Source organism: Paracoccus bogoriensis (genome assembly GCF_019431455.1).
Lineage (GTDB): Bacteria > Pseudomonadota > Alphaproteobacteria > Rhodobacterales > Rhodobacteraceae > Paracoccus > Paracoccus bogoriensis.
The window spans coordinates 1-23664 of record NZ_JAHYSR010000034.1 but is presented as its reverse complement, the minus strand read 5'-3'; the positions used below and the strand labels follow the sequence as shown (position 1 = coordinate 23664).

Genomic DNA, 23664 nt, shown 5'->3' with positions numbered 1-23664 from the left:
ATCCGATCCCCACGAGATGGCGGATTGACGATCCCGATTTAAATTGTCAGATACTCGCGGAATTGTTCATTGCGCAGGCGATCATGTCCTCTTTCAATCCCCGCTCGGTCCTTCTTGTCGGTGCCGGTGTCATGGCGCTGTCCTCTGGCGCGGCCTGGTCGCAACAGCCGGATCAGCCGTTTCTTCTGGACGAGATCGTCCTGACCGCCGGTTCGGATGCATCGGTCCAGGCAGATGGCTATGTCGGCACGCAATCGCAGGTTGCGACCAAGTCCAACACGCCCGTCGCCGAAACGCCGCAGTCGATTTCGGTCGTGACCAGCCGGCAGATCGAGGATCAGGGCGCCCAGACCCTGGGCCAGGCGCTGAACTATACCGCCGGCGTGCTGGGCCAGCCTTTCGGCGCCGATCCGCGCTTTGACAGCCCCACCGTCCGGGGCTTCGAGGCGCGCGGCTCGCAATATGTCAACGGCCTGCGCCAGTTGCGCGACTTCGGCGCGCCCGCCTACGAAATTTACGGCCTTCAGCAGGTCGAGGTTCTCAAGGGGCCGAACTCGTCGCTCTATGGTGCCGGATCGCCTGCGGGGATCATCAATCAGGTGCAGAAACGTGCGCAGGCGCGCGATTTCTCCGAGGTCGGGGCAGGCATCGACAGTTTCGGCAGCGCGCAGGGTTTCTTTGACGTGAACCGCGTCGCGGGACCGGCGCTGTCCTGGCGCCTGACCGGGATCCTGCGCGACAGCCAGACGCAGATCGACGCGCTGACCAACCGGCGCGGCTATCTGGGCGCTGCGCTGCGTTATTCGCCCGACGAGGCCACGACGCTGGACGTGATCGGCTCTTATACCAAGGATTCGCCGATTTCTCCGCCGGGCGTCCCCTTTGCCCTGACGCAAGCCGAGTCCGGCAAGGTGCTGCGCGAACGTTACTTTGGCGAGCCGGCATTCGACGACAGCGACCGCAAGATCGCCAATTTCGGCGTCGAGCTCAGCCACCAGCTGGATAACGGCTGGACCCTGTCGCAGGGATTCCGGGTCGAGCGGTTCGACTGGACCTATACGGGCCATTACGTCAGCGGGCTGACGGCCGACGGGCAATTCGTGACGCGCGGCGCGAACCTGCAGGACGAAGCGACCCGGGGGCTGAACCTGGACACGCGGCTGTCGAACCGCATCAGCATGGGCGCGGCCACGCATGACCTTCTGGTCGGGTTGGACATCCGCCAGTATGACGCCGACACGCTCACGCAGTTCTTTTTCGGCCAGCCCATCAATGCCTTCAACCCGGTCTATGGCGGCCTGCCCGACGCGGATGCCTGGTACACCAGCACCAGCGATGCGACCCAGAGGCAGATCGGCCTCTATGCGCAGGACGAGATCACGGCGGGCAACTGGCGCGGCAGCCTGGCGCTGCGCCATGACTGGACCGAACAGACCGGCAGCGCCTTCACCAATTTCGCGGGCGCCAGCACCATCGACCAGAGGGACAGCGCCACGACCGGCCGGGCAGGTCTGGGCTATGTCCTGGCCAATGGCGCGATGCCTTATGTCAGCTACACGACCTCTTTCGATCCGACCATCGGCACCGATTCCACCACCGGCGAGGCGCTGAAGCCCACCAGGGGCAAGCAGTGGGAACTGGGCGTCAAGTATCAGCCGCTTGATTTCGATGGGCTGTTCACCGCCGCCATCTATGACCTGACCCAGCAGAACCTGGTCCGCAATCTGGGCCAGGGCCAGACCCGGCAGCTGGGCAAGGTCCGCTCGCGCGGGGTCGAGCTTGAGGCGACCGCCGCGCTCAGCGCCGATTGGGATCTGCGCGCCAGCTATGCCTGGAACCAGACCGAACAGAAGGGCGGCCCCGAGGACGGGCTGGACATGCCCAACGCGCCGCGCCATCTGGCAAGCCTGTGGCTGGATCGCGATTTCGGGGGCGGCTGGCGCATGGGCGGCGGCATCCGCCATATCGGCGCACGCAAGGGCGATTTTGCCAATACCTTCGATCTGGACAGCGTCACCTTGGTCGAACTGGCCGCCAGCTACAGGCGGGGCAATCTGGAAGCCGGGGTGAATCTGACCAACCTCACCGACCAGGTCTATCTGGCCAATTGCGGCAATTTCGGCTGCTATTACGGCGAAGGGCGCGGCATCGCGGCGCGGGTCGCCTATCGGTGGTAGGCTGCGCCGCCATATCGCCCCGGCCCGACCGCCGCACGTTCCTTGCCGCCGCCGGCGCCCTGTTGGCGGCGGGTCTGCCTCTGCGTGCCGAGGCAACGCCTCGCCTGGCTGCGATCGACTGGGCAATGCTGGAAACGGCGATTGCCCTGGGTCACATGCCCGTGGCCGCGACCGAACTGATCCGCTTCCGCGCGGATGTCGGCCACCCGGCCATTCCCGGCAGCGTGACCGATCTGGGGCTGCGCGGCGCGCCGAATGTCGAACTGCTGGCGCTGGTCCGCCCGACGCTGATCCTCAGCTCGCCCTATTACACCCATCTTCACGCAGGGTTCGAGTCGATCGCGCCGGTCCTGTCCCTGCCCTTCTACCTGCCCGGCCAGCCGCCTTTGCCCCACGCGATTGACGCGCTCGGGGCGCTGGCCCGACGGATCGGCGATCCGGCGGCGGGCCACAGGGCACGCGCCGCGGCCCAGACCCGCCTGGACCGGCTGGCCGCGCGCCTTGCGCGCCATGCCGACCGCCCCGTGGCAGTGGTCGAGATCGGCGACGCGCGCCACCTGCGCGCCTTCGGGTCCGACAGCCTCCATGGCAGCACGCTGGCCCGGCTCGGGCTGCGCAACGCCTGGTCCGAGGCGACGGCCTACGGCTTTCTCGCCCCCGTGCCGCTGGAGCGTCTGGCCGAGATGCCTGACGCGCGGCTGGTCATCGCCGGTCCCATCCCGCAGCAGGCGCGGGGCGCGTTGGCGCGCAGCAGGCTGTGGCAGGCCCTGCCGCAGGTGGCGGCGGGGCGCGTGCATCATCTGCCGGCGATGAACGCCTTCGGCGCGGTGCCCGCGGCGCTGCGCTTCGGCGATCTGCTGGCCCGCGCGCTGGAGGCCTGAGATGGTGACGGCCCGGACCCTTGCGCCTTTCGCGGCGCTGATCGCGGCGCTCTTGTGGTGGCTGGCGGCGCGGGCGCTGCCGATGCCCGCATGGCCCTGGGACGCGCAGGCGATGAGCCTCGATCAGATCCGCATGGCCTACGGGCTGATGCCGCGCGGGGTGATCGCGCTTCTGGCCGGGGCGATGCTGGGCCTGTCGGGGGCGATCCTGCAGGTCGTGCTGCGCAACCCGGTGGCCGATCCGACGACGCTTGGCATCAGCGCGGGCGCGCAGCTTGCGCTGGTGCTGGCCACGATCCTCGCGCCCGCGCTGCTTGAGGCGGGGCGCTGGCCGGTGGCAATGGCGGGGGCGGGCGCGGCTGCGGCGCTGGTCATGGCCATCGGCGCGCGGCGGGGCTTTCAGCCGGTCAGCATGGTGATTGCGGGGATGCTGGTCGGGCTGACCGCCAGCGCCGTCGCGGGCGCGCTGACCCTGGCGCAGGGGCAGTATCTGCTGTCGCTGGTCATCTGGAACGGCGGCGCGCTGGTGCAGCAGGACTGGTCCGGGGTCGCCGCGCTGGCCCTGGTGCTGGGCCCTGGCGCGCTGGCCGCGGCGGCGCTGGCCCGGCCGCTGCGCCTTTTGTCGCTTGGGGGCGAGGGGGCGCGGGGGCTGGGCCTGAACGTCGCGCTGATGCGGCTGGCGGCGATCGGCGTCGCGGTGATGCTGGCGGCGGCGGTCTCGGCCGAGCTGGGGCTGATCGGCTTCGTCGGGCTGGCCGCGCCCGCGCTGGCGCGCAGTCTTGGCGTGCGCGGGGTCGCGGGCCTGCTGGCCTGGTCGCCGGTGCTGGGCGCGCTGTTCCTGTCGGTCTGCGACGGGCTGGTTCTGGCCGCGGCGGGTCTTGGGGCCGAGATGTTTCCCACCGGCGCGCTGACCGGGCTGCTGGGCGGCCCGCTGCTGATCTGGCTGTTGCCGCGGCTGCGCGGCGCGACCCCGCCCGGCACCGAGGCGGGCGACGGTCCCGCCCCGCGGCTGGCCCGTCCGGGGCGGCTGCTGGCGGCGATGGCCGCGGGTCTGGTCGCGGCGGGGCTGGCGCTGCTGTGGATCGGCCGGGTGCCCGGGGGCTGGGCGGTGCTGGAGCGCGCCGATCTGGCGGCCTTCCTGCCCATGCGGCTGCCGCGCCTGCTGGCGGCGGCGGGTTCGGGGGCGGCGCTGGCGCTGGCCGGGGCGATCCTGCAGCGGCTGACCGCGAACCCCTTGGCCTCGCCCGAGGTGCTGGGCGTCTCGGGCGGGGCCTCGCTTGGCTATGCGGCGGTGGTTTTCGGCCTTGCCGCGCCCGGCGCGGGGGCGCTGGCGCTTGGCACGATGGCGGGGGGTGCGGCCGCGCTGGCGGTGCTGCTGGCCGTCACCGCGCGCCGCGACATGCCGGCCGAGCGCGTGCTGCTGGCGGGGGTCGCGGTCTCGGCCCTGGCCTCGGCGGTGCTGTCGGCGATGATGGCGGTGGGCGATGCGCGGGCCTGGGCGATCCTGTCCTGGCTGTCGGGATCGGCGGCCCGCGTCACGATGCCGGGCGCCCTTGCGCTGGCCGGGCTGGCGGTGGCGGTCTGGCTGGCCGCGCTGGCGCTGCGCCGCTGGCTGGCGCTGCTGCCGCTTGGCGAGGGGGTGGCGCGCGGCCTCGGGCTGGGCCTGGCGCAGGCTCGGCTGTCGCTGATCCTTCTGGCGGGGCTGGCCACCGGGGCCGCGACCATGGTGACGGGGCCCTTGTCCTTTGTCGGGCTGATGGCGCCGCATCTGGCGTGCCGCGCGGGCCTTGCGCGGCCGGCCGACCACCTGACCGGATCGGCGCTGATCGGCGCGGGGCTGATGCTGGCCGCCGATTTCGGCGCGCGCATGGCGGGCTTTCCCTATGAATTGCCGCTTGGGCTCTTTGCCTCGCTGATCGGGGCGCCCTGGCTGATCTGGCTGATGACGAGGCAGCGATGACCCTGTTCCACCTGTCCGGCCTTGCGGTCGAGATCCCCGGCCACCGCCTTCTGGACGACATCACGCTGGACCTGCCCGCGGGCCGCGCCACCGCGCTGATCGGCCATAACGGATCGGGCAAGTCCACGCTGCTGCGCGCCCTGGCCCGCCAGATCCCCGCCCGCGGCACCGCGATCTTCGAGGGCCGCCCGCTTGGCGCCTGGCCCGCGCGCGCCCTGGCCCGGCGCATGGCCTACCTGCCCCAGACCACCCCCCCGGCCGAGGGCATGACCGTGCGCGAACTGGTGGCGCTTGGCCGCTATCCCTGGCACGGCGCGCTTGGCCGCTTTGGCCCCGCCGATCACGCGGCCATCGCCCGCGCCCTGTCCGAATGCGGGGTCGAGCCCTTCGCGGACCGGCTGGTGGACACGCTGTCGGGCGGCGAGCGGCAGCGTGTCTGGCTGGCGATGATGGTCGCGCAAGAGGCCGGCACCCTGCTTCTGGACGAGCCGATCAGCGCGCTGGACATCGCCCATCAGGTCGAGGTGCTGGCCTTGGTCGCCGCGATGTGCCACAGCCAGGGGCGCAGCGCCGTCATCGTGCTGCATGACGTGAACATGGCCGCGCGGTTCTGCGATCATGTCGTGGCGCTGCGGGCCGGGCGGCTGGTCTGGCAGGGCGCCCCCCGCGCCCTGATGCGGCCCGAGACGCTGCAGCGCATCTATGGCCTGCCGATGCAGGTTCTGACCCGGGCGGACGGACATCCGATCGCCACCCCCGCCTGAGAGGCCCGATGCTGAAGGACTTCCTTTCCTATTACCGCCCGCATCTGCGGCTGTTCTGGCTGGATTTCGGCTGCGCGGTCGTCTCGGGCCTGCTGGAGCTGGCCTTTCCGCTGGCCGTCACCGCCTTCATCGACCATCTGCTGCCGCAGGGCGATTGGAGCCTGACCATCGCGGCGGCGGCGGGGCTTCTGGTGCTTTACGCGGTCAATTCCGGGCTGCTGGTCGTGGTGATCTACTGGGGCCACAAGCTGGGCATCAACATCGAAACGGCCATGCGCGCGCGTGCCTTCGATCACCTGACGCGGCTGAGCTGGCGCTGGTATGACCGCGCGCGCACCGGAAAGCTGGTCGCCCGCGTCACCCGCGACCTGGAAGAGATCGGCGAAATCGCCCATCACGGCCCCGAGGATGCCTTCATCGCGCTGATGACCTTTGCGGGCGCCTTCGTGCTGATGTTCTGGATCAATCCGCAGCTTGCGCTGATCGTGGCCCTGATCGTGCCCGCCATGCTGGCGCTGGTCATCGTCTATGGCGGGCGGATGACGCGGACCTGGCGCGCGATCTATGCCCGTGTTGGCGATTTCAACGTGCGCCTGGAAGAGGCGCTTGGCGGGGTCCGCGTCGTGCAGGCCTTCGGCAACGAGGCGCATGAAAGCCACCTCTTTGCCGCCGACAATGCCCGCTACCGCGCCACCAAGCTGGAGGCCTACAAGGTCATGGCCGCCAGTTCGGCCCTGCAATACATGGGCCTGCGGCTGGTGCAGGTCATCGTCATGGTGGTGGGCGCGGGCTTCGTTCTGTCGGGCGATCTGAGCACCGGGGGTTTCGTGGGCTTCCTGCTGCTGGTCGGGGTGTTCTACCGCCCGCTGGAAAAGATCGCCGCCGTGATCGAGACCTATCCCCGCGGCATCGCCGGTTTCCGCCGCTACCGCGACCTGCTGGCGACCGAGCCCGAGATCGCCGACGCCCCCGACGCCATCGAGGCCCCCGCCCTGCGCGGCGAGATCGCGTTTCAGGGCCTGTCCTTCGGCTATGACCCGGCCCGCCCGATGCTGCACGACATCGACCTGACCATCCGTGCGGGCGAGACAGTGGCCTTCGTCGGCCCCTCGGGGGCGGGCAAGACCACGCTGCTGGCGCTGCTGCCGCGCTTTTACGAACCGGATGCGGGGCGTATCACCATCGACGGCATCGCCCTGGACCGGATGCGGCTGAACAGCCTGCGCCGCCAGATCGGCCTTGTCAGCCAGGACGTGTTCCTGTTCGGCGGCACGCTGCGCGAGAACATCGCCTATGGCCGGCTTGACGCTTCGGATGCCGCGCTGCGCGATGCCGCCCACAAGGCGCAGCTGACCGAGATGATCGCCGCCCTGCCCGAGGGGCTGGATACGGTGGTGGGCGAACGCGGCGTGATGCTGTCGGGCGGGCAGAAGCAGCGCGTCGCCATCGCGCGGGCTTTCCTCAAGAACCCGCCCATCCTGATCCTGGACGAGGCGACCAGCGCGCTGGACAGCCAGACCGAACGCGAGATCCAGGCCGCGCTGGACGCGCTGTCGGTCGGGCGCACGACGCTGGTGATCGCGCACAGGCTGGGCACGATCCGCAATGCCGACCGGATCGTGGTGATGGACCGGGGCCGCATCGTCGAACAGGGCACCCATGACGAACTTGTCGCGCGCGGCGGCACCTATGCGCGCCTTGCCACCTGAGGCCGCGACCGGCCTGTGGATGGCGCGAAGCGCCGTTTCGATGGCGACGACGCAGTGCGGCTATTGTCCTTGGTGCATCCAGTGGCGCAACCCGCGCTGATCGCAAAAGCCCGGATAGGCTGGATAGCCTCTGCAGGAAACGCCTGCTGCGCGGGATCCGCAACACGATCCATACGGTTAGACAGGCGGCATGAGCAAGCGCATGGCCACCGCCCAAGGCGTGCCTTTCGCGACGTCAGTGCCGACCCATATCTTCATCCTCCGGCCTCCTTACCAATACCGAAACGTGATGGCATCTGCCGCTGATCCCGCCACAAGCCGATGGTCGCCACCGGTTCGGGACGCGCGGCAAAGCGACGGCCCAGACACCACAGAGGCTGCCGCGCAGAGGCATGAGGGCGCAGAGCCAAGTCCTGCCAAGCGCGCATTGCCGCAGATCATTCCTGTCGGCAAAGCGCAGCAATTCACATCTCCGTCGCCTGAGCCTCAAGGGGGGAAGGGCAGCTGTGTCTCGGACCGCTTTGGCGCGAAAACGCTCGGTCGCGGCAAGAATTCTGCAACAACGCTTCCTCGGACGATCCCGGACGCAAAGCACGGGCCTGAGGCGATGCCGACCCGGATGCCAGAACATTTCCGGGCACAGCAAGTCGGCCGGCCAGTCTTCTTCCGAAAGAACAGGGGCAGGCCGCAGCCTGCCCCAATGGTGTGGATCTTTCACCTTATCGCGGGAAAGACCACGCCGCTTCTTCTGCTAGGAATTCATCCATAACTTGGGATAGACTGGCTTGGCAAGCATTTCAGAGGGCGCATGTATCGTTTCGCATTTGATCTTGGGACACATTCGCTTGGCTGGGCGGTTTACCGGCTCGACGATGACGCAAATCCAGTTTCACTTGAAAAGCTGGGGGTGCGGATATTCCCCAACGGCCGGGATCCGCAATCGAAGCAATCCAAAGCGGCCGGCCGCCGCGGTCCACGCAGTTCGCGGCGGCAGCAGGATAGAAGGCTCGCTCGGCGCAGGCGGTTGCTTGGCGACCTGATCGCATTCGGGCTGCTGCCATCAGACGCAGATGCGCGCAGCGCAGTCTTTGCCACAAACCCCATCGAGGCACGCGCGAAAGCCGCACAGGGGCAGGTGGCTCTGGAACAACTTGGCCGGGCGCTTTGGCATATCTCGAAGCATCGCGGCTTCAAGAGCAACCGCCGTGCCAACAACGACGCCGATGAGAGCGGCAAGATCGCAACCGCATCAAATGCGCTCATCGCGCGACTCAAGTCCGAAGGGCACCCGACCTATGGCGCCTTCCTGAACGCCCGTCTTGCGCGTGGCGAAGCGACCCGCATCCGGCCGACGGATGCCGGCGCAAATCTGCCCTACGCGTTCTATCCGACCCGTGCCCTGCTGGAAGCGGAGTTCGATCACATCTGGGCCACGCAGGCTGCCTTTCATCCGTCGTTTACGGATGACAAGCGGGAACGGCTGCGCGACACGATCTTTTTCCAGCGTCCCTTGCGACCCGTCCGGCCGGGGAAATGCACCTTTTTCCCTGATCGGGACCGTTTGCCGCGTTGGCATCCGGCCGCCCAAGAATTCCTGATCCTGTCGCAGCTCAATCACTTGCGCATCGTCGATGACGATGGCGAACAGCCGCTCGACATCACCGCCCGCGACCTTGTCGCGCGGACCCTGATGCGTGGCACCAAGCTGTCTTGGGCGGCGTTGCGAAAGACCCTGAAATTGCCCCGGCAGGCCAAGTTCAACCTGGAAAGGGGAGGCCTCAAAGAGCTTGCGCGGAACGAGGTGGCTGCACGGCTGCTGGGCGACACGAAGAAGCCCGGCCCGTTGGCGGCATTCTGGCCGCTTCTCGACAGCCTCGCGCAGGTAGAGATGCTGGGCCGGATCGCGGATGCTGCCGATGCGGAAGAACTGGTCAACTGGCTGATGGAACGGCACGGCTTGTCTGACGAGATTGCCGCGAAGGTCGAAAAGATCCCCCTGCCGGACGGGCATCTGCGCTTCTGCCTGACAGCAACGCAGGCCATCCTGGACGAAATGCGCAAAGATGTCATCACCTATGACGAGGCCGTGCGCCGCGCGCCGCTGCTGGGCGGTGCCGGACTGGACCATGCCGATTTCCAGGCCGCAGAAGGGGCCGGTATCCTTCCGCCCTATAACCGTCTGCCCGTTCTTCAACGCATGATCGGGAATGGCACCGGTGATCCGAACGACCCGGACCTGCTGCGATATGGCCGGATTACCAACCCGACGGTGCACATAGCCCTGGGACAGTTCCGGCGCGTGATGAATGCTCTGATCGCCGAATACGGCAAGCCCGCGCAGGTGGCGATCGAGGCAGCGCGCGACATGGCCAAATCGGCCGACGAACTGAAGCGCATCGAGAGCGACATCGGCAAAAACACAAAGCGCAACGATCGCTGGCGCAAGGAGTTGCAGGAGGCAGGCCTGCTGGACGAAGGCGCGCGCATTGGCGACCGGTTCCTGCGGATGCGCCTGTGGGAGGAGCTGGGCAAGAACCCGGCAGACCGGGTTTGTCCTTATACGGGTCAACCCATCGCGCTGCATCAGCTGCATTCGGATGAGATCGAGATCGACCACATCCTGCCGTTCGAGGAGACGTTTGACGACAGCCCAGCCAACAAGACGGTCTGTTTTCGTTACGCCAACCGCATCAAGGGCAAGCGTGCGCCGGGTGATGCCTGGTCGGGTGACGACCTCGCGGCGATCACCGCCCGCACGAAACATCTGCCCGCCAACAAGGCCTGGCGTTTCCTTCCCGGCGCCATGAAGAAATGGGAAGAGACGCGCGGTTTCGAGGATCGCCAGCTGAATGCCACAGGCTATCTTGCCCGTGTGGTGCGCGCCTATGCCGAGTCGCTGTTTCCGAAAACGGATGACGCGGGCAAGCGGCGCAGCCATGTCTGGGTTCTGCCGGGGCGCATGACGGCGATGCTGCGACAGCGCTGGTGCCTGAACCTGGGCGACCACAACCGCAAGTCGCGCGACGACCACCGGCACCACGCCATCGACGCCGCCGTTGTCGGCGTGATCGACCGGCGGATGATCCAGGTCTTGCAGGCCCACGCCCGGAAAATGGGGGTGGAGCGACTAGACCGCGTGTTGCCCGCCCCGCCGGAGCCGTTCCAAGGCTTTCGCGCTGCCGTCCTGCGCGCTGTCGAAAAAGTCAATGTCAGCCATCGCGCGCAGCACGGCAGCGCGGACCCCTCCGACCCGTCGCAAACCAGCGGCAGGTTGCATGAGGATACGGTCTATGGGCTGATAAGGGACGTGCCGGAAAATCAGGCCGATCGCACGATCGGCAATGTCGTGGTGCGCAAGCCTGTCCTTGGTCTGACGGAAAAGGAAATCGGCCAGGTGCGCGACGTCAAGCTGCGCCTGAGTCTGCAGGAAGCCACAAGATCCGCGCTGGACCGGTCGCTGCCGAAGGCTGAGCGCGAGAAGCGCCTGCCCGAGGCGCTTGCGGCTTGGAGCAAGGAAACCGGGCACCGCAAACTGCGCATTCTGAAGCCCGAAGCCGCCGTGCGACCGGTCCATGATCGCGAGGGGCGGCCCTACAAATGGCTGGTTCCGGGCGAGAATGCCTATCTGGATATTCTCGAAGGCCCCGACGGCGCCTGGTTTCAGCACGTAACCGACATCTGGGCGGCGAACTCGGGTGGGGCCGAGCCGTGGAACGCTGCGCATCCTGACGCGCGATTCATCATGCGCGTCCACAAGAACGACACGATTCAGCTCTTCGATTGGGATGATAAGAGCAAATGCGTGGTGGAGGGAAGCAACAGAATCAAACGAATCATTCGTCTGTCTCCAAGCAATTCGTTAATCTACCTCGTCAGTATAAATGACGCTGGCAACTTCCAGAAACGCCACGAAGACGCCGACGATCCCTTTCGTTGGGATCTTGCAAATATCGGCAAATTGAAACTCCGCCGCGCCCGACGCGTGCGGATCGACGAGCTGGGGCGGGTGCACACGATCCCGCATGGGACGATCTGACAGGCAGGCCAACCCTTCGAGCGCATTCCATCAAGGAGGCTCTCATGGTTGGACGGATACTGGAACTGACGGCAACCGGGCTTTCGGTGCACAAGCGCCGCGGGTTTCTTGCGGTTGAGACGGGCGCAGGCGAGGCCGGGCGCATCGCCTTTGACGACCTTGAAGCGGTGCTGGTCGCCAGCCCTGCGATGGTCTGGTCGAACAGCGCACTGGCCGAACTTGCCGCCCGCCAGGTGCCGGTGATGGTGCTGGGGCCTGACTTCAACCCGGCGGCGGTGTTTCTGCCACTGGCCGGACACTTCCGGCAGGCGCATCGCATCAGGGCGCAGGCCGATGCGTCCGTGCCGTTTCGCAAACAGGCTTGGGCCACATTGGTCCGCCACAAGATCCTGGCACAGGCCGAAGCGTTGGAGCGTGTGAACGCGCCGTCCGAACGTCTGCGACGACTGGCAATGGCCGTGCGCTCGGGCGATCCTGACAACCGCGAGGCGCAGGCCGCGCAGGCTTACTGGCCGCTGATGATGGACAAGGCGTTCCGGCGTGACCGTCAGGCCGTGGGGGCCAATGCCCTTTTGAACTACGGCTATGCCGTTCTGCGGGCAGCAACAGCGCGGGCGATCGTGTCCGCGGGGCTGCATCCTTCCTTGTCCGTCCACCACCGCTCGGGCGGAGATGCTCTGGCGCTGGCCGACGACCTGATGGAGCCCTTTCGGCCTACGGTCGATCTGATTGTCCGCAGCCTGTGCGCAGAGGGGATCACCGAAGTCGCCGAAGCACGCGGTGCGCTCGTGGCCAGCCTCAGCGCCGACTTCCCGACACCGCAGGGCGCAAGCCCGCTTTCACAGGTTCTGGTGCGGCTGGCGCAAAGCCTCGCCCAGTCCTGCGAGACGGGCAAACTGCGCCTGGTCTTTCCGGACCGGCCAATTCCCCTAGCCGCCGAGGATCTGGATGATGAGTGAAAACGGCTTCAAGCAACTTTCGGGATACAGGATCATGTGGGTATGGGTGCTTTTCGACCTGCCGGTGCTGACCAGCGCGGAACGCAAGCAGGCCACGCGGTTTCGCAACGATCTCTTGGACCTTGGATTTGAAATGGTTCAGTTTTCGGTCTATCTTCGCCACGCTTGGAGCAAGGAGAAGGCCGAAAGTTATGCCAGACAGGTTGGCGATCTCGTCCCTGACGCGGGCCATGTGCAGGTTCTTTTCTTCACCGACAAGCAATATGCGCTTAGTCAGGTCTTTCACGGCAAGCGGAGATCGAAAGCTCCTGCGGAAAAACCGTCTCAACTTTTGCTGTTCTAGGCGTGACGAGGGCGTTTTTCTGCGGCGAAATGCGGTAAAAATCCCCGCGCAACAGAGCGTTGCGCGGTGCTTATCCTAGCAGAAAAAGCGGCGCAGCCAAGCCCGGACGGTTAGGTTGAAGGTGTCGAACTGCATGGCATCCTAGCAGAAAAAGCGGCGCAGCCAAGCCCGGACCTGGCGCGTCCTGCGGCCTTCATGTCTGCCATCCTAGCAGAAAAAGCGGCGCAGCCAAGCCCGGACGGCCAGCGGTTTCCGCATCCCCGGCTTTGCATCCTAGCAGAAAAAGCGGCGCAGCCAAGCCCGGACCTCATGCTAAGCTCGCTGATGGTGCGGCGCATCCTAGCAGAAAAAGCGGCGCAGCCAAGCCCGGACCAACCTCCGCAGATTACGCCGGGTTCGGCGATCCTAGCAGAAAAAGCGGCGCAGCCAAGCCCGGACGGTATGCTTCGACATCCGGCCCTTGAGGTGAATCCTAGCAGAAAAAGCGGCGCAGCCAAGCCCGGACAGAAGGACAACCAGCAGCAGGGCAAGGCCGATCCTAGCAGAAAAAGCGGCGCAGCCAAGCCCGGACAGAAGGGCGAGCCGCATGAATGCTGCGTGAATCCTAGCAGAAAAAGCGGCGCAGCCAAGCCCGGACGGATCGCATCAAGGGCACAAAAGCCCCTCAATCCTAGCAGAAAAAGCGGCGCAGCCAAGCCCGGACCCGCAGGTCGCGGATCAGTCCGGCATTTTCATCCTAGCAGAAAAAGCGGCGCAGCCAAGCCCGGACGCAGCCTGAGTCAATGCGCAAACCGGCAAGCATCCTAGCAGAAAAAGCGGCGCAGCCAAGCCCGGACGCTCATCGGCGATGATCCCGCATCGCTGGTATCCTAGCAGAAAAAGCGGCGCAGCCAAGCCCGGACTGGTCGCCCTCGAACCAGCCGATCAACGGCATCCTAGCAGAAAAAGCGGCGCAGCCAAGCCCGGACATCCGTCGCCCCGCTCCGCGCCCATGCCGGATCCTAGCAGAAAAAGCGGCGCAGCCAAGCCCGGACAAGAAGGTGCTGCCTGACCTTTCGACTGTCAATCCTAGCAGAAAAAGCGGCGCAGCCAAGCCCGGACGCCTGCCGGGGCGGCCCACTCAGCCGCTATATCCTAGCAGAAAAAGCGGCGCAGCCAAGCCCGGACTGCCCCCCCTGAACGACCTGATGGAAACCGAATCCTAGCAGAAAAAGCGGCGCAGCCAAGCCCGGACGCGGATCGGCGCCGTCATCTTAGTTTGGCCATCCTAGCAGAAAAAGCGGCGCAGCCAAGCCCGGACTCGTAACGCTGCGACCGGGCGATGTCTCGTATCCTAGCAGAAAAAGCGGCGCAGCCAAGCCCGGACGGATCGCGCGTTCCCTAAGCCGCCACGGTCAAGGTCTCACGGCTCGCGTCAGCGCGGCTGGTGTCGCCAGGCAAAGCCGTCGCAGGGGTCGTCCAGAAGCTCGGCCAATTGGTCGTCAAGAACCATCAGCGTGATAGAGGCCCCAACCATGTCCAGCGACGTGCAGTAATGCCCGACCAGCGACATCTCGACCGCGATGCCGCGTGCTGCCAGGCGCTGCCCAAGGCGTCGGCGCAGCACGAACAGTTCCAGCCCCGGTGTGCCACCGAGCGAATTGACCAGAACTGCCACGCGCCTTGCCTCGGGCGATAGTTCGGCGAAAAGACGGTCACAGATCTCGTCCACGATTTCGTCGGCATCGCGCATCGGATCTCGGCGCACGCCCGGTTCGCCATGAACGCCGACCCCGAATTCCATTGCATCGGGTTTCAGCTGAAACGCAGGACGCCGCGTATCCGGGACCGAGCATGGTTCCAGCGCGACCCCAACCGTCAGGCAGGCCCCATTGGCCTTGCGCGCCAGCCGCTCGCATTCGGCCAGTGGCAACATCCGCGCGCAGGCCGCGCCCGCGATCTTGAAAACGAACACATTGCCCGCCGTGCCGCGGCGAGACTGGCGAGCCTCGGGCCCGGCCGAGGCGATGTCGTCCGTCGTCACGACGGTGCGTGTCTCGATCCCCTCGGCGGCCGCCAGTTCCGCGGCCATGTCGAAATTCATCACGTCGCCGGTATAGTTGCCATAGATATACAACACGCCCGCGCCCTGATCGGCAGCTTTTGTGCAGGTCAGGATGCGATCTGGCGGGGGTGAGGCAAAGATGTTGCCGATGGCGACCGCATCGGCCAAGCCCTCGCCCACGAAGCCCAGAAAACAGGGCTCGTGCCCCGCACCGCCACCGATCACCAGTCCGACCTTTCCCTGTCGCGACCCGCCCGGCCGGGCCAGCGCCCGCAGGTTGCCATTGATCGGGGCAAGATGGCGTGGATAGGCCATCAAGGCTCCTTCAAGAGCCTCGTTGACCGCATCGCATGAGGCGTTGAGGAATTTCTTGACCTTGTGGCGGACGGGCAGCGCCTCGACCGGCGCACCGTTCCGGCCCTGACCCGCGCCGTGCCGCGACCCGAAAGCCAGGTTGTCGGGATCAATGCCTGCAGCGCGCAGAACAGCCTCGGCCGTATCGGTATCCGTCACAAGAGCGCCGGCATAGCCCCCGCGCAGCGCAGCAAGGATCGGCGCAACCTTGTCTGGGCCGCCCGCCACCAAGACCCGCGTCCGCACGTTGCGAAGCTGCTCAAGGCTCATGCCGACCGTGCGGTCATCCAGCGGCCCGGACACCGGGTCGCCCGCCGCATCAATGAACCTTCCCGCCAACGAGCCGACCGCCGCGGCGTAATCGCCCCGGCGCATAGCTTCGGGATCAAGAAAGCCGCTGACATGCAGGGTCGAGCTGGGCCGCAGCGAGGATACGCCGAACAGCACCCGATTCACACGCGCCAGATGGGCCATCTGTTCGGCGATAACCGGCTCTGACAGCATCATCTCTCGCGCTGCGGCCGAGGACAGGATCGCAGGCGCCGAGATCGGCACGACCCGCGCTCCCAGCTGATCGGCCAGGCGCGTGGTGCAGGCCTCGGGGGTATAGGGGATTGTCGCTGTGGTGCCTCCGGTCGCCTGAACCACGATCAGGTCCGGGATGCGCGCTGGCGCCATCGCGCCTGCAAGCGCCAGCATGGTGCGCCCCCACGTGATCGCCACCACATCGCCCGGGCGCAGCAGCGCCGCCGCCACCTGCGCGCCCGCAGCACCCAACCGGTCGATCAGCGTGCGCGGCCCGCCCTCGGCCGGAATGACGTAGCAATCGTCCAGACCGAAATGGTCCTCGATCGCGCGGGCGACGGTGAGGCTGCGCAGCCTGTCCGTCGCGATTGCGATCCGCACGATGCCGCGCGCGCGGGCATCGGCCAGATAGGCGTTGATCGTCGGACGCGAAGTGCCCATCGTGTCGGCGATCTCGCCTTGCGTCAGGCCTTCCTCGTAATAAAGCCAGCTTGCCCAAAGCAGCGGATCGTCTCCGAAACGCAGCGGCGGGCGGCGGCGTTCTGCATGGGCAGGGCGGCGGCTCATCGCGCGTCATCCTGGGCCAGATCGGCCAGAACGCGCACCAGCAGCGCCGCCGAAGCCGCGCCGGGGTCCACATGCCCCAGCGTGCGATCGGCCAGACGCGCGGCCCGGCCCCGTGCGGCGATCATCGTCGCGGTGGCCTCCATGCCGCGCGACGCGGCAATCGACGCGGCTTCGGCGATGGCCGGCTCGTCCTTGCCTGTCTGGGCCGCGCGGGCTGCGGCCTGTGCGGCCGGAATCCATGCGTCCAGCATCGTCTTGTCGCCGGGCATGGCGCGGCCGCGCTGCGCGATGCCCTCGGCCAAAGCCTCCAGCAGGCGGTGCAGATCGCGCCGGGGCAGCGGCCCCTCGGCCAAGGCGCGGGCGGCCGACAGGAAGCCCGACGCATAGAGCGGACCGACCGAGGCTCCGACCTCGGCCAGAAACGCCTGCGCCGCCTCGCGCAGCACGGCGTCGGGCGGCAGGTCAGCAGCGTTCACCATCCGCAGGCGCAGTGTCACCGCCAGAAAGCCGTTGGCCATCGAGGTGCCGTGATCGCCATCCCCGACCTGACCGTCCAGCGTGCACAGATGGACGCGCGCATCTTCCAGCCGCTCGGCGGCCAGACGGAAGAACGCGATCAAATAGGCCGTGTCGATCATCTTCATGCACCTATCTGGCCGGACGGGCCGCCGCTGCGCAAGGGGCGCGGCGCAAGCGCGGCTAGAGACGCCTTGCCACACTCCGTGACAGCGTCGTCAGGATCAGCGCGCAGGACGTGGCCCCCGCATCTGGCACGCCGCGCGACCGTTCCCCCAATCTTGCGGCGCGGCCGATTCGGGCCACCATGTCCACCGTGCGGTCGCGGCCCGCAATCGCCTCTTGCGCCAGCACGTTCAGGGCGGTCGTGAAATCCTTGCCCTGGGCCAGAGCCGCGTCATAGGCCGACAGCGCCGGAGCGAAAGCATCCAGCAGCGTCTTGTCGCCCACCTTGGCCTGTCCGATCTCTTCGATCGCCTCAAGCCCTGCGCGCAGCATCTGCCCGAAGCCATCTGCATCCAGCCCTTCTGCGCGTTCCAGGCTGTCCGCCATCGCCGCGAACATCATACCGTAAAGCGGCCCCATCGACCCGCCGATTTCGGCCAACAGGACACCCGACAGCGTCCGCATGGCGGAACTGAGCCTGTCTTCTGGCTTGATCTGTTCCGCTGCGCGCCCGAAGCCCTTGGCCATGTTGACACCGTGATCGCCGTCGCCGATCAATCCGTCGATCTCGGACAGGTAAGCCCGATGCGCGACAATCTCGGCGGCGACGTCCAGCAGGATTCCCGCCGCGCCTTCATCCCTGATCGAAGCCATCAGGCCCTCCGCTGGTGCAGCAGGGCGGGGCAGGCGCAATCCGTCTCGAGCAGTTCGGACAATTCGTCATCCAGCGCCATCACCGTCAGCGTCGCCCCGACCATGTCGAGCGAGGTGAAGTAGTTCCCGACCAGCGTCCGTCCGATCCGCAAGCCGCGCGCCTCGATGGCCGTCGCGATGCTGTCGTAAAGAACGTAAAGCTCGTTCATCGCCGTGGCGCCCAGCCCCGAGACAAGCACCGCCACCCGGCCACCCTCAGGCGACGGCAAATCGTCGAGGACAAGGCCCGTCATCTCGGTCGCGATGTCTGCGGCCCGACCCAGGGGGGCGACGCGCATACCCGGTTCGCCGTGGTGACCAATGCCCAGCTCCATCGTGCCGGGCTCGATCTGGAAATTGGGATGGCCGACTGCGGGCAGGGTGCAGGGTGCCAACCCGACGCCGACCGAGCGGCAGTTGTCGATGGCTTTCTGCGCCGAGGCGATCACCTCGGCCAAGGTGCCGCCCCGCGCAGCGCGCGCTGCGCCGATCTTCCACATGAAGATTTCGCCCGCCACGCCGCGGCGTCGTTCGCGTTCGTCAGGGCCGGCCGAGCAGACGTCGTCATTGGCAACAACCGTGGCGACCTCGATCCCCTCGGCTTCGGCCATCTTGGCGGCCATGCGGACATTCATGTTGTCGCCCGCATAATTGCCGTAAAGAACCGCAACCCCGGCGCCGCCATCAGCCGCGCGGATCGCATCCAGAAAGCTTTTCGCCGTGGGGGATGAAAACAGTTCGCCCACTGCCACGGCATCGACCATGTTGCGGCCTGCATAACCCATGAAGGCCGGCTCGTGTCCGGCGCCGCCGCCGGTGACGATGCCCACCCGCCCGGGCTGACCCGCGTTACGGGCGACCACCACGCGCCGATTACCCTGATCCAACCGCACCAGATCACCATGGGCGCGCACGAAGCCAGCCACGGTCTCATCAACAATATCGTCGGGGTTATTCAGGAAACGCTGCATCCGAAAGCTCCTACTTGATCGTAAAGCCGCCATCGATCACAAGATCGGCGCCGTTGATCATCGCGGCCGCGTCCGATACCAGGAACAGGACCGCCGAGGCGATCTCTTGCGGCTCGGCGAAGCGGCCCACCGGGATCTGGGCGATCATCGCCTCGGCCTTGGGTCCGGACCAGGCCTTGCGGCCCAGATCGGTCATCACCACCGTGGGCGAGATCGTGTTGGCCGTGATCCCGTGCCGGCCCCATTCCAGCGCCAGCGTTCTTGTCAGGCCGATGACGCCGAATTTCGACGCGCAATAGGCGGCGTGGTCAGCGATGGCCACGCGGCCAGCCTGAGAGGCGATGTTGACGATCCGTCCGAAGCCCTGTGAGATCATGATCTTTCCGACTGCCTGTGCGACAAGGAACGTGCCGGTCAGATTGACATCCAGAGTTCGTTGCCATGCGCGGATCGAAAGATCCTGGGCCGGGGCAAGGTCCACGATGCCCGCCGAGTTGACAAGGATGTCGATGCGCTGAAATGCGGCTGCGACTGCGTTTACGGCTGACAGGACCGATGCCTGATCGGCAACGTCGCAGCCGAAGGCTTCGGCTTTCTCGTCCAGATCGGCGGCGACCCGCTTGGCCGCTGCGAGGTCAAGATCCAGCAGCGCCACGCGGGCCCCGCTGGCCGCCAGGGCCGAGGCCACGGCCGCGCCGATGCCCGAAGCGCCGCCCGTCACAACCGCGCAGCGTCCCGTCAGCGCGGTGTCGGGGGCGCAAGGATGCGTTTCTGTGGTCATCAAGATGCTCCGTCAGGGGCCGCGCCCGTCCCACGGGGACGCGCGCGGCAGGTTGGGTCATTGGCGCAGCGCCAGCAGCGCCTCCACGTTCTCTTCCGTGACCGGCGTCCAGGGGACGTTGTATTCGGCATCTGCACCGTCATTCCACGGCATCTCGGGATATTGTTCCCAGATTGCCGACATGGGCTGGTAATCGGGCTGGATCGCCCGCATCGCCAGATCCAGCGCGCCTTGGGCCTGCGCTGCGCCGTCCTGAAGGATCGACGCCATGTCGCCCGCCTTCACCGCGCGCAGCGCATCGGTGACCCCGTCAATGCCCGCGATGGCAAAGTCTTGCACGTCCTGTCCCGCCGCGCGGATCGCCTCGATGGCGCCAAGGGCCATCTCGTCGTTCTGTCCGATCACACCCGCGATGCGGCCGGGATGCGCGGTCAGCCAGTTCTCCATCAGCGTCTGCGCCTCGGCACGAGACCAGTTGGCCGTCTGCTGGGCGATGATTTCGACATCCGGGCATTCGGCCAGAGCCTTCAGGTTCCCCTCAAGACGCTGGATCTGCGCGGATTGTCCGATCGGCCCCTCGAGAATAACCACGCCGCCCGTGCAGCCGATCTGGTCCAGAACATAGCGCGCCTGCAGATAACCCGACTGGACATCGTCCGAACCGACATAGGATGTCAGCAGGTCGCTGTTGACGCGCGTGTTGGAACCGATGACCGGGATACCCGCATCATGGGCCGCCTGAACCGCGGCTGCGCCGGCCTCGACGTCGATCGGCACGAAGATGATCGCGTCAAAGCCCTGCGTGATCATCGTCTCGAACTGTTCCTGCTGGACCAGCGCATTATAGCGGCCGTCGAAGATCGTCACGTTGACCAGCCCCTCGCGCACGGCGGGGTGATCCTCCAGCGCGGCGGCCCAGATCTGCATGAATTCGGCGTTCAGACCATAGACGGCGGCGCCAATGCGCGGCACATCCGCCGCCGCGGCCGTTCCGCAGGCCAATGCGGTGGCCAGAGCCAACGTGCGCAGAAGTGTCCTCATGGTGATGTCCTCCCATTCGTTGCGGTGAAGTCCTGCCCTCCGGGAGCCGATCCTCCATCGGACCCCGGCGGTTTCGCATCGCAGATCAGTCGGCGCGGTGACGGGCCTGGTCAAGCATGACCGCGGCCACAATCAGCCCGCCCTTGATGACCTGCTGGTAGTAGGATTCGACCCCCATCAGGTCGAGCCCGTTATTGACGACCGCGATCAGCAAAGCACCGATCAGGGTGCCGGTGACGCGGCCCACCCCGCCGGCAAGTGAGGTGCCGCCGATGACGACCGCCGCGATGGCGTCCAGCTCGTAGGCGATGCCGGCCTGCGGCAGGGCCGAGCCCGTCCGTGCGGCCAGGATCATCCCGGCCAGCCCCGCCAGCGCGCCCGAGATGACATAGACGGCCATCCGCACATTCTCGACCCGGATGCCCGAGACGCGCGCTGCATGAGGGTTGCCACCTGCCGCATAGACATGGCGCCCGAAGCGCGTCGCTTCCAGAACGAACCATGCACCCAGAAAGACTGCGGCAAACAGAATGACCGGCATCGGAATGCCGAACAGGTCCGCTGTGCCCAAGGAACGATAGCCGTCGCTGAGCCCCGGAACCGGTCTGCCGCCGGAATAGATCAGCGTCAGGCCGCGCGCCGCCGACAGCATCCCCAGGGTCACGACAAAGGCGGGCACCTTGTGGCGCGCGACAAGCCAGCCGTTGACCGCCCCGGCCAGGATGCCGGTGCCCAGGCCCATCGCGACGGCCAGAAGGGTCGGATAGGGCGCGCCGCTGACCGCTGCCGTCGCCGAGGTCGAGGCGAAAGAAGCCGAGACCACCCCTGCCAGCGCAACGACCGAGCCGACCGACAGGTCAATGCCACGCGTCAGGATGACGAAGGTCATGCCGATGGCAAGGATGCCGTTGATCGAGGCCTGTCGCAGCACGTTCACCATGTTGCGCTGCGTCAGGAAGAACTCGTTGGACAGCGCCAACCCCACGCAGACCAGCACCAAGGCGGCCAAGATGCCATAGCGCTGCCCGAATTCCGCCAGCATCGCCCGTCCGCTCCGCGCCGTGCCTGATCTTACCGGTTGCTCTGCCATTGCTTCACTTCTGCCTGCCGGTTCCATCCCCGCCCTCTCCTCATGCTGCCAGATGGACGAGCCGCTCGGCGCTGAGCGTGGCGCGGTCAAGCGCGCCGCTGATGCGCCCGTCGCGCAGGACGATTGTGCGGTCCGCCATGCCCAGAACCTCGTCAATTTCCGAGCTGATCATCACGACCGTGCCGCCCTGCCGCGCGAAGTCGGACATCACGCGGTAGATCTCGCGCTTGGCGCCGACATCGACGCCGCGCGTCGGCTCATCCAGCAGCAGGATCCGGGGCTCGGTCAGGAACCACTTGCCCAAGACGACCTTCTGCTGATTGCCGCCCGACAGGCCCGACACCTCCAGCCGGTCGCTGGCCGTGCGGATGCCGAAGATCTCGATCATCCGCGCGGCGGCCGCGGCCTCGCGCCGACGCAGCATAACCGGTCCAGCCGACAGCGCCTTGAGCCGGGCAAGGCACAGATTGGCCCGCACATCGGCGCTGAGGACCAAACCGCTCTGCTTGCGATCCTCGGTGACATAGGCCAGACCGGCGGCGATGGCCTCTTGCGGACTGGACAAAGAATGGGGCTGTCCGAACAGCCGGATCTCGCCGCCCCTATCGGGCGCCAGCCCGAACAGGCGTTCGAAGATCTCGGTCCGGCCCGACCCCATCAGGCCGTAGATCGCGAGGATCTCGCCGCGTCGGGCGACAAAGCTGATGTCTCGAACCCGCGCCCCGGACGAGACCTCGCGCAGTTCCAGCGCGATTTCGGATGTGGGGGTGTTCTCCTTGACGAATTCCTCGGCCAAGGGGCGCCCGACGATCATGCGGATCAGCGCCTCGCGGCTGATGTCCCGTATCGCGCCTGCGCCAATGAAGGCGCCGTCGCGAAAGACCGTCCAGTGATCCGCAATGCGGAAGATCTCGGACAGGCGGTGGCTGACATAGACGATGCCCTTGCCCTGCTCCTTCAACCGCGCGATGGCCGCGAAAAGCTGGTCCGCCTCGGCCTCGCCCAATGCTGATGTGGGCTCGTCCATGATGATGACCTCGGCCTCATAGGACAGCGCCTTCGCGATTTCGACCAGTTGCAACTCGGCCACGGTCAGGTCCATCATCAGGCGGCGCGCCGGGATTGCGAAATGCAGGCTATCCAGCAATTGCTGAGCGCGGGCGTTCATGGCGCGGAAATCGACCCGGCCGAAACGGCCGACCGGCTCGCGGCCCAGAAAGATATTTTCAGCCACGGACATGGCCGGGACGGGGCTCAGCTCCTGCTCGATGATACTGATGCCCGCCCGCAGCGCGTCAAGAGGCCCGGCAAAGTCAACGGGTGCCCCCCGCCGCAGCAGCATTCCGGCATCGCGCCGCCGGATGCCCATGATCAAGCTGAGAAATGTGGACTTGCCCGCACCGTTTCCGCCGCAAAGCGCATGAACAGTCCCGGGCATCAGGCGAAAGGTTCCGTTGCGCAAGGCGACCACGCCGCCGAAGCGTTTGGCCAGCCCACGTGCCTCCAGCAGCGGTGCGTCCATGTGATTCCCCTCCCCCCCAAGGAGTGCCCCCGACACCTGCCCAAATACATTTTGCAGAAAATTACAAAAGTCAATAACAAATATACAATAGTCGGATACGCCCTGTTGGACAGGAGTTGCGCTTGGGCTAAAGACGTATCAGACCGCCTGATGGTCTGATGTCAGCCGGAATGTCATCCTGGTGAATGAGCGCCAGACAGGGGCTGACGCCGCAGACCATCCTGACTGGTCCGCGAATGTCCTTAATCGGCCTCTTGATTGCGCGGCTTCCAGCTCCTCACCGCAGCCAAGGGCGTCAGAAACGACATACCGGAAGCTTCGTATCCGGTAGCGTCCGTCAAGCTGGTGTGATTTTGAACTGGCCCCCCTTTCGACCGGACACTTCGGTATTGCCATGGAGGCTCGAGGATATGCCTGGGCACGTGCTTATGTCTGAGACCGCGATCATCGCCGATGGCGGCCGTCGCTGCCGCTGGGATCGTGTCCCTCGGAGTGGTGTAGCTGGCCGATGGCCAGCGTGATCTCCGGCGGGGCCGGGGTCAGCCTTCGACATGGGCGAGACTGAC

Annotated in this window: 16 protein-coding genes and 1 CRISPR repeat array; of the genes, 8 read left to right on the top strand and 8 right to left on the bottom strand. The window is 66.5% G+C overall.

The genetic code is table 11. The features are described from left to right. Positions 1–83: 83 nt before the first annotated feature. The 8 genes from KY389_RS14050 (at position 84) to cas2 (ending at position 12829) form a co-directional block, all read left to right on the top strand. Positions 84–2177 (top strand): TonB-dependent siderophore receptor, encoded by a 2094-nt coding sequence (locus KY389_RS14050; protein ID WP_219831614.1) that lies wholly within the window; start codon positions 84–86, stop codon positions 2175–2177. Beyond that, positions 2171–3058 carry an iron-siderophore ABC transporter substrate-binding protein gene (locus tag KY389_RS14045; protein WP_219831613.1) on the top strand — a complete coding sequence of 296 codons (888 nt, stop codon included), beginning with the start codon at positions 2171–2173 and terminating at the stop codon, positions 3056–3058. Before KY389_RS14050 ends, KY389_RS14045 begins: the two co-directional genes overlap by 7 nt. 1 nt (position 3059) lies before the next feature. Next, positions 3060–5018, top strand: a complete 1959-nt coding sequence (gene fhuB, locus KY389_RS14040) for a Fe(3+)-hydroxamate ABC transporter permease FhuB (RefSeq protein ID WP_219831612.1) — start codon at positions 3060–3062, stop codon at positions 5016–5018. Continuing rightward, positions 5015–5782, top strand: a complete 768-nt coding sequence (locus tag KY389_RS14035; protein ID WP_219831611.1) for an ABC transporter ATP-binding protein — start codon at positions 5015–5017, stop codon at positions 5780–5782. The genes fhuB and KY389_RS14035 overlap by 4 nt, the downstream gene beginning before the upstream one ends. Before the next feature lie 8 nt (positions 5783–5790). Continuing rightward, positions 5791–7491, top strand: a complete 1701-nt coding sequence (locus KY389_RS14030; protein WP_219831610.1) for an ABC transporter ATP-binding protein — start codon at positions 5791–5793, stop codon at positions 7489–7491. A gap of 808 nt (positions 7492–8299) precedes the next feature. Continuing rightward, positions 8300–11527 carry a type II CRISPR RNA-guided endonuclease Cas9 gene (gene cas9 / locus KY389_RS14025; RefSeq protein WP_219831609.1) on the top strand — a complete coding sequence of 1076 codons (3228 nt, stop codon included), beginning with the start codon at positions 8300–8302 and terminating at the stop codon, positions 11525–11527. Positions 11528–11571: 44 nt separating this feature from the next. Continuing rightward, complete coding sequence (gene cas1, locus KY389_RS14020) at positions 11572–12486, top strand: type II CRISPR-associated endonuclease Cas1 (protein ID WP_219831608.1); 915 nt, start codon at positions 11572–11574, stop codon at positions 12484–12486. Beyond that, entirely contained in the window at positions 12479–12829 is a 351-nt protein-coding gene (gene cas2 / locus KY389_RS14015) for a CRISPR-associated endonuclease Cas2 (protein ID WP_219831607.1), read from the top strand. Before cas1 ends, cas2 begins: the two co-directional genes overlap by 8 nt. Before the next feature lie 72 nt (positions 12830–12901). Further along, positions 12902–14195: direct repeats of the CRISPR family, unit length 36 nt; unit sequence ATCCTAGCAGAAAAAGCGGCGCAGCCAAGCCCGGAC. Between the two features lie 48 nt (positions 14196–14243). Here cas2 and KY389_RS14010 read toward each other — a convergent pair. From KY389_RS14010 to KY389_RS13975, 8 genes are all read right to left on the bottom strand, one after another. Next, positions 14244–16319: a bifunctional sugar-binding transcriptional regulator/dihydroxyacetone kinase subunit DhaK gene (locus KY389_RS14010; protein WP_219831606.1), complete on the bottom strand. Its 2076-nt coding sequence runs from the start codon at positions 16317–16319 to the stop codon at positions 14244–14246. Continuing rightward, on the bottom strand, positions 16316–16963 hold the full coding sequence (gene dhaL / locus KY389_RS14005; protein ID WP_219831605.1) for a dihydroxyacetone kinase subunit DhaL: 648 nt from the start codon (positions 16961–16963) through the stop codon (positions 16316–16318). Before dhaL (KY389_RS14005) ends, KY389_RS14010 begins: the two co-directional genes overlap by 4 nt. A gap of 55 nt (positions 16964–17018) precedes the next feature. After that, on the bottom strand, positions 17019–17654 hold the full coding sequence (gene dhaL / locus KY389_RS14000) for a dihydroxyacetone kinase subunit DhaL (RefSeq protein ID WP_219831604.1): 636 nt from the start codon (positions 17652–17654) through the stop codon (positions 17019–17021). Further along, on the bottom strand, positions 17654–18664 hold the full coding sequence (locus KY389_RS13995) for a dihydroxyacetone kinase subunit DhaK (RefSeq protein ID WP_219831603.1): 1011 nt from the start codon (positions 18662–18664) through the stop codon (positions 17654–17656). Before KY389_RS13995 ends, dhaL (KY389_RS14000) begins: the two co-directional genes overlap by 1 nt. Positions 18665–18674: 10 nt before the next feature. Next, positions 18675–19445, bottom strand: coding sequence for a GolD/DthD family dehydrogenase (locus KY389_RS13990; protein WP_219831602.1), 771 nt, complete (start codon positions 19443–19445; stop codon positions 18675–18677). Positions 19446–19502: 57 nt separating this feature from the next. Then, positions 19503–20486 (bottom strand): substrate-binding domain-containing protein, encoded by a 984-nt coding sequence (locus KY389_RS13985; protein ID WP_246588148.1) that lies wholly within the window; start codon positions 20484–20486, stop codon positions 19503–19505. A gap of 85 nt (positions 20487–20571) precedes the next feature. After that, positions 20572–21576, bottom strand: a complete 1005-nt coding sequence (locus KY389_RS13980; RefSeq protein ID WP_219831601.1) for an ABC transporter permease — start codon at positions 21574–21576, stop codon at positions 20572–20574. Between the two features lie 40 nt (positions 21577–21616). Beyond that, on the bottom strand, positions 21617–23098 hold the full coding sequence (locus KY389_RS13975; protein ID WP_219831600.1) for a sugar ABC transporter ATP-binding protein: 1482 nt from the start codon (positions 23096–23098) through the stop codon (positions 21617–21619). Positions 23099–23664: the final 566 nt, after the last annotated feature.

Excerpts from the sequence above, each read along its gene's own strand:
- KY389_RS13980 (WP_219831601.1), bottom strand. The coding sequence starts at position 21,576 with ATGGCAGAGCAACCGGTAAGATCAGGCACGGCGCGGAGCGGACGGGCG.
- cas1 (WP_219831608.1), top strand. The coding sequence starts at position 11,572 with ATGGTTGGACGGATACTGGAACTGACGGCAACCGGGCTTTCGGTGCAC.
- cas2 (WP_219831607.1), top strand. The coding sequence starts at position 12,479 with ATGAGTGAAAACGGCTTCAAGCAACTTTCGGGATACAGGATCATGTGG.
- KY389_RS13995 (WP_219831603.1), bottom strand. The coding sequence starts at position 18,664 with ATGCAGCGTTTCCTGAATAACCCCGACGATATTGTTGATGAGACCGTG.
- KY389_RS13975 (WP_219831600.1), bottom strand. The coding sequence starts at position 23,098 with ATGGACGCACCGCTGCTGGAGGCACGTGGGCTGGCCAAACGCTTCGGC.
- cas9 (WP_219831609.1), top strand. The coding sequence starts at position 8,300 with ATGTATCGTTTCGCATTTGATCTTGGGACACATTCGCTTGGCTGGGCG.
- fhuB (WP_219831612.1), top strand. The coding sequence starts at position 3,060 with ATGGTGACGGCCCGGACCCTTGCGCCTTTCGCGGCGCTGATCGCGGCG.
- dhaL (WP_219831605.1), bottom strand. The coding sequence starts at position 16,963 with ATGAAGATGATCGACACGGCCTATTTGATCGCGTTCTTCCGTCTGGCC.
- dhaL (WP_219831604.1), bottom strand. The coding sequence starts at position 17,654 with ATGGCTTCGATCAGGGATGAAGGCGCGGCGGGAATCCTGCTGGACGTC.
- KY389_RS14030 (WP_219831610.1), top strand. The coding sequence starts at position 5,791 with ATGCTGAAGGACTTCCTTTCCTATTACCGCCCGCATCTGCGGCTGTTC.
- KY389_RS14050 (WP_219831614.1), top strand. The coding sequence starts at position 84 with ATGTCCTCTTTCAATCCCCGCTCGGTCCTTCTTGTCGGTGCCGGTGTC.
- KY389_RS14010 (WP_219831606.1), bottom strand. The coding sequence starts at position 16,319 with ATGAGCCGCCGCCCTGCCCATGCAGAACGCCGCCGCCCGCCGCTGCGT.
- KY389_RS13985 (WP_246588148.1), bottom strand. The coding sequence starts at position 20,486 with ATGAGGACACTTCTGCGCACGTTGGCTCTGGCCACCGCATTGGCCTGC.
- KY389_RS14035 (WP_219831611.1), top strand. The coding sequence starts at position 5,015 with ATGACCCTGTTCCACCTGTCCGGCCTTGCGGTCGAGATCCCCGGCCAC.
- KY389_RS13990 (WP_219831602.1), bottom strand. The coding sequence starts at position 19,445 with ATGACCACAGAAACGCATCCTTGCGCCCCCGACACCGCGCTGACGGGA.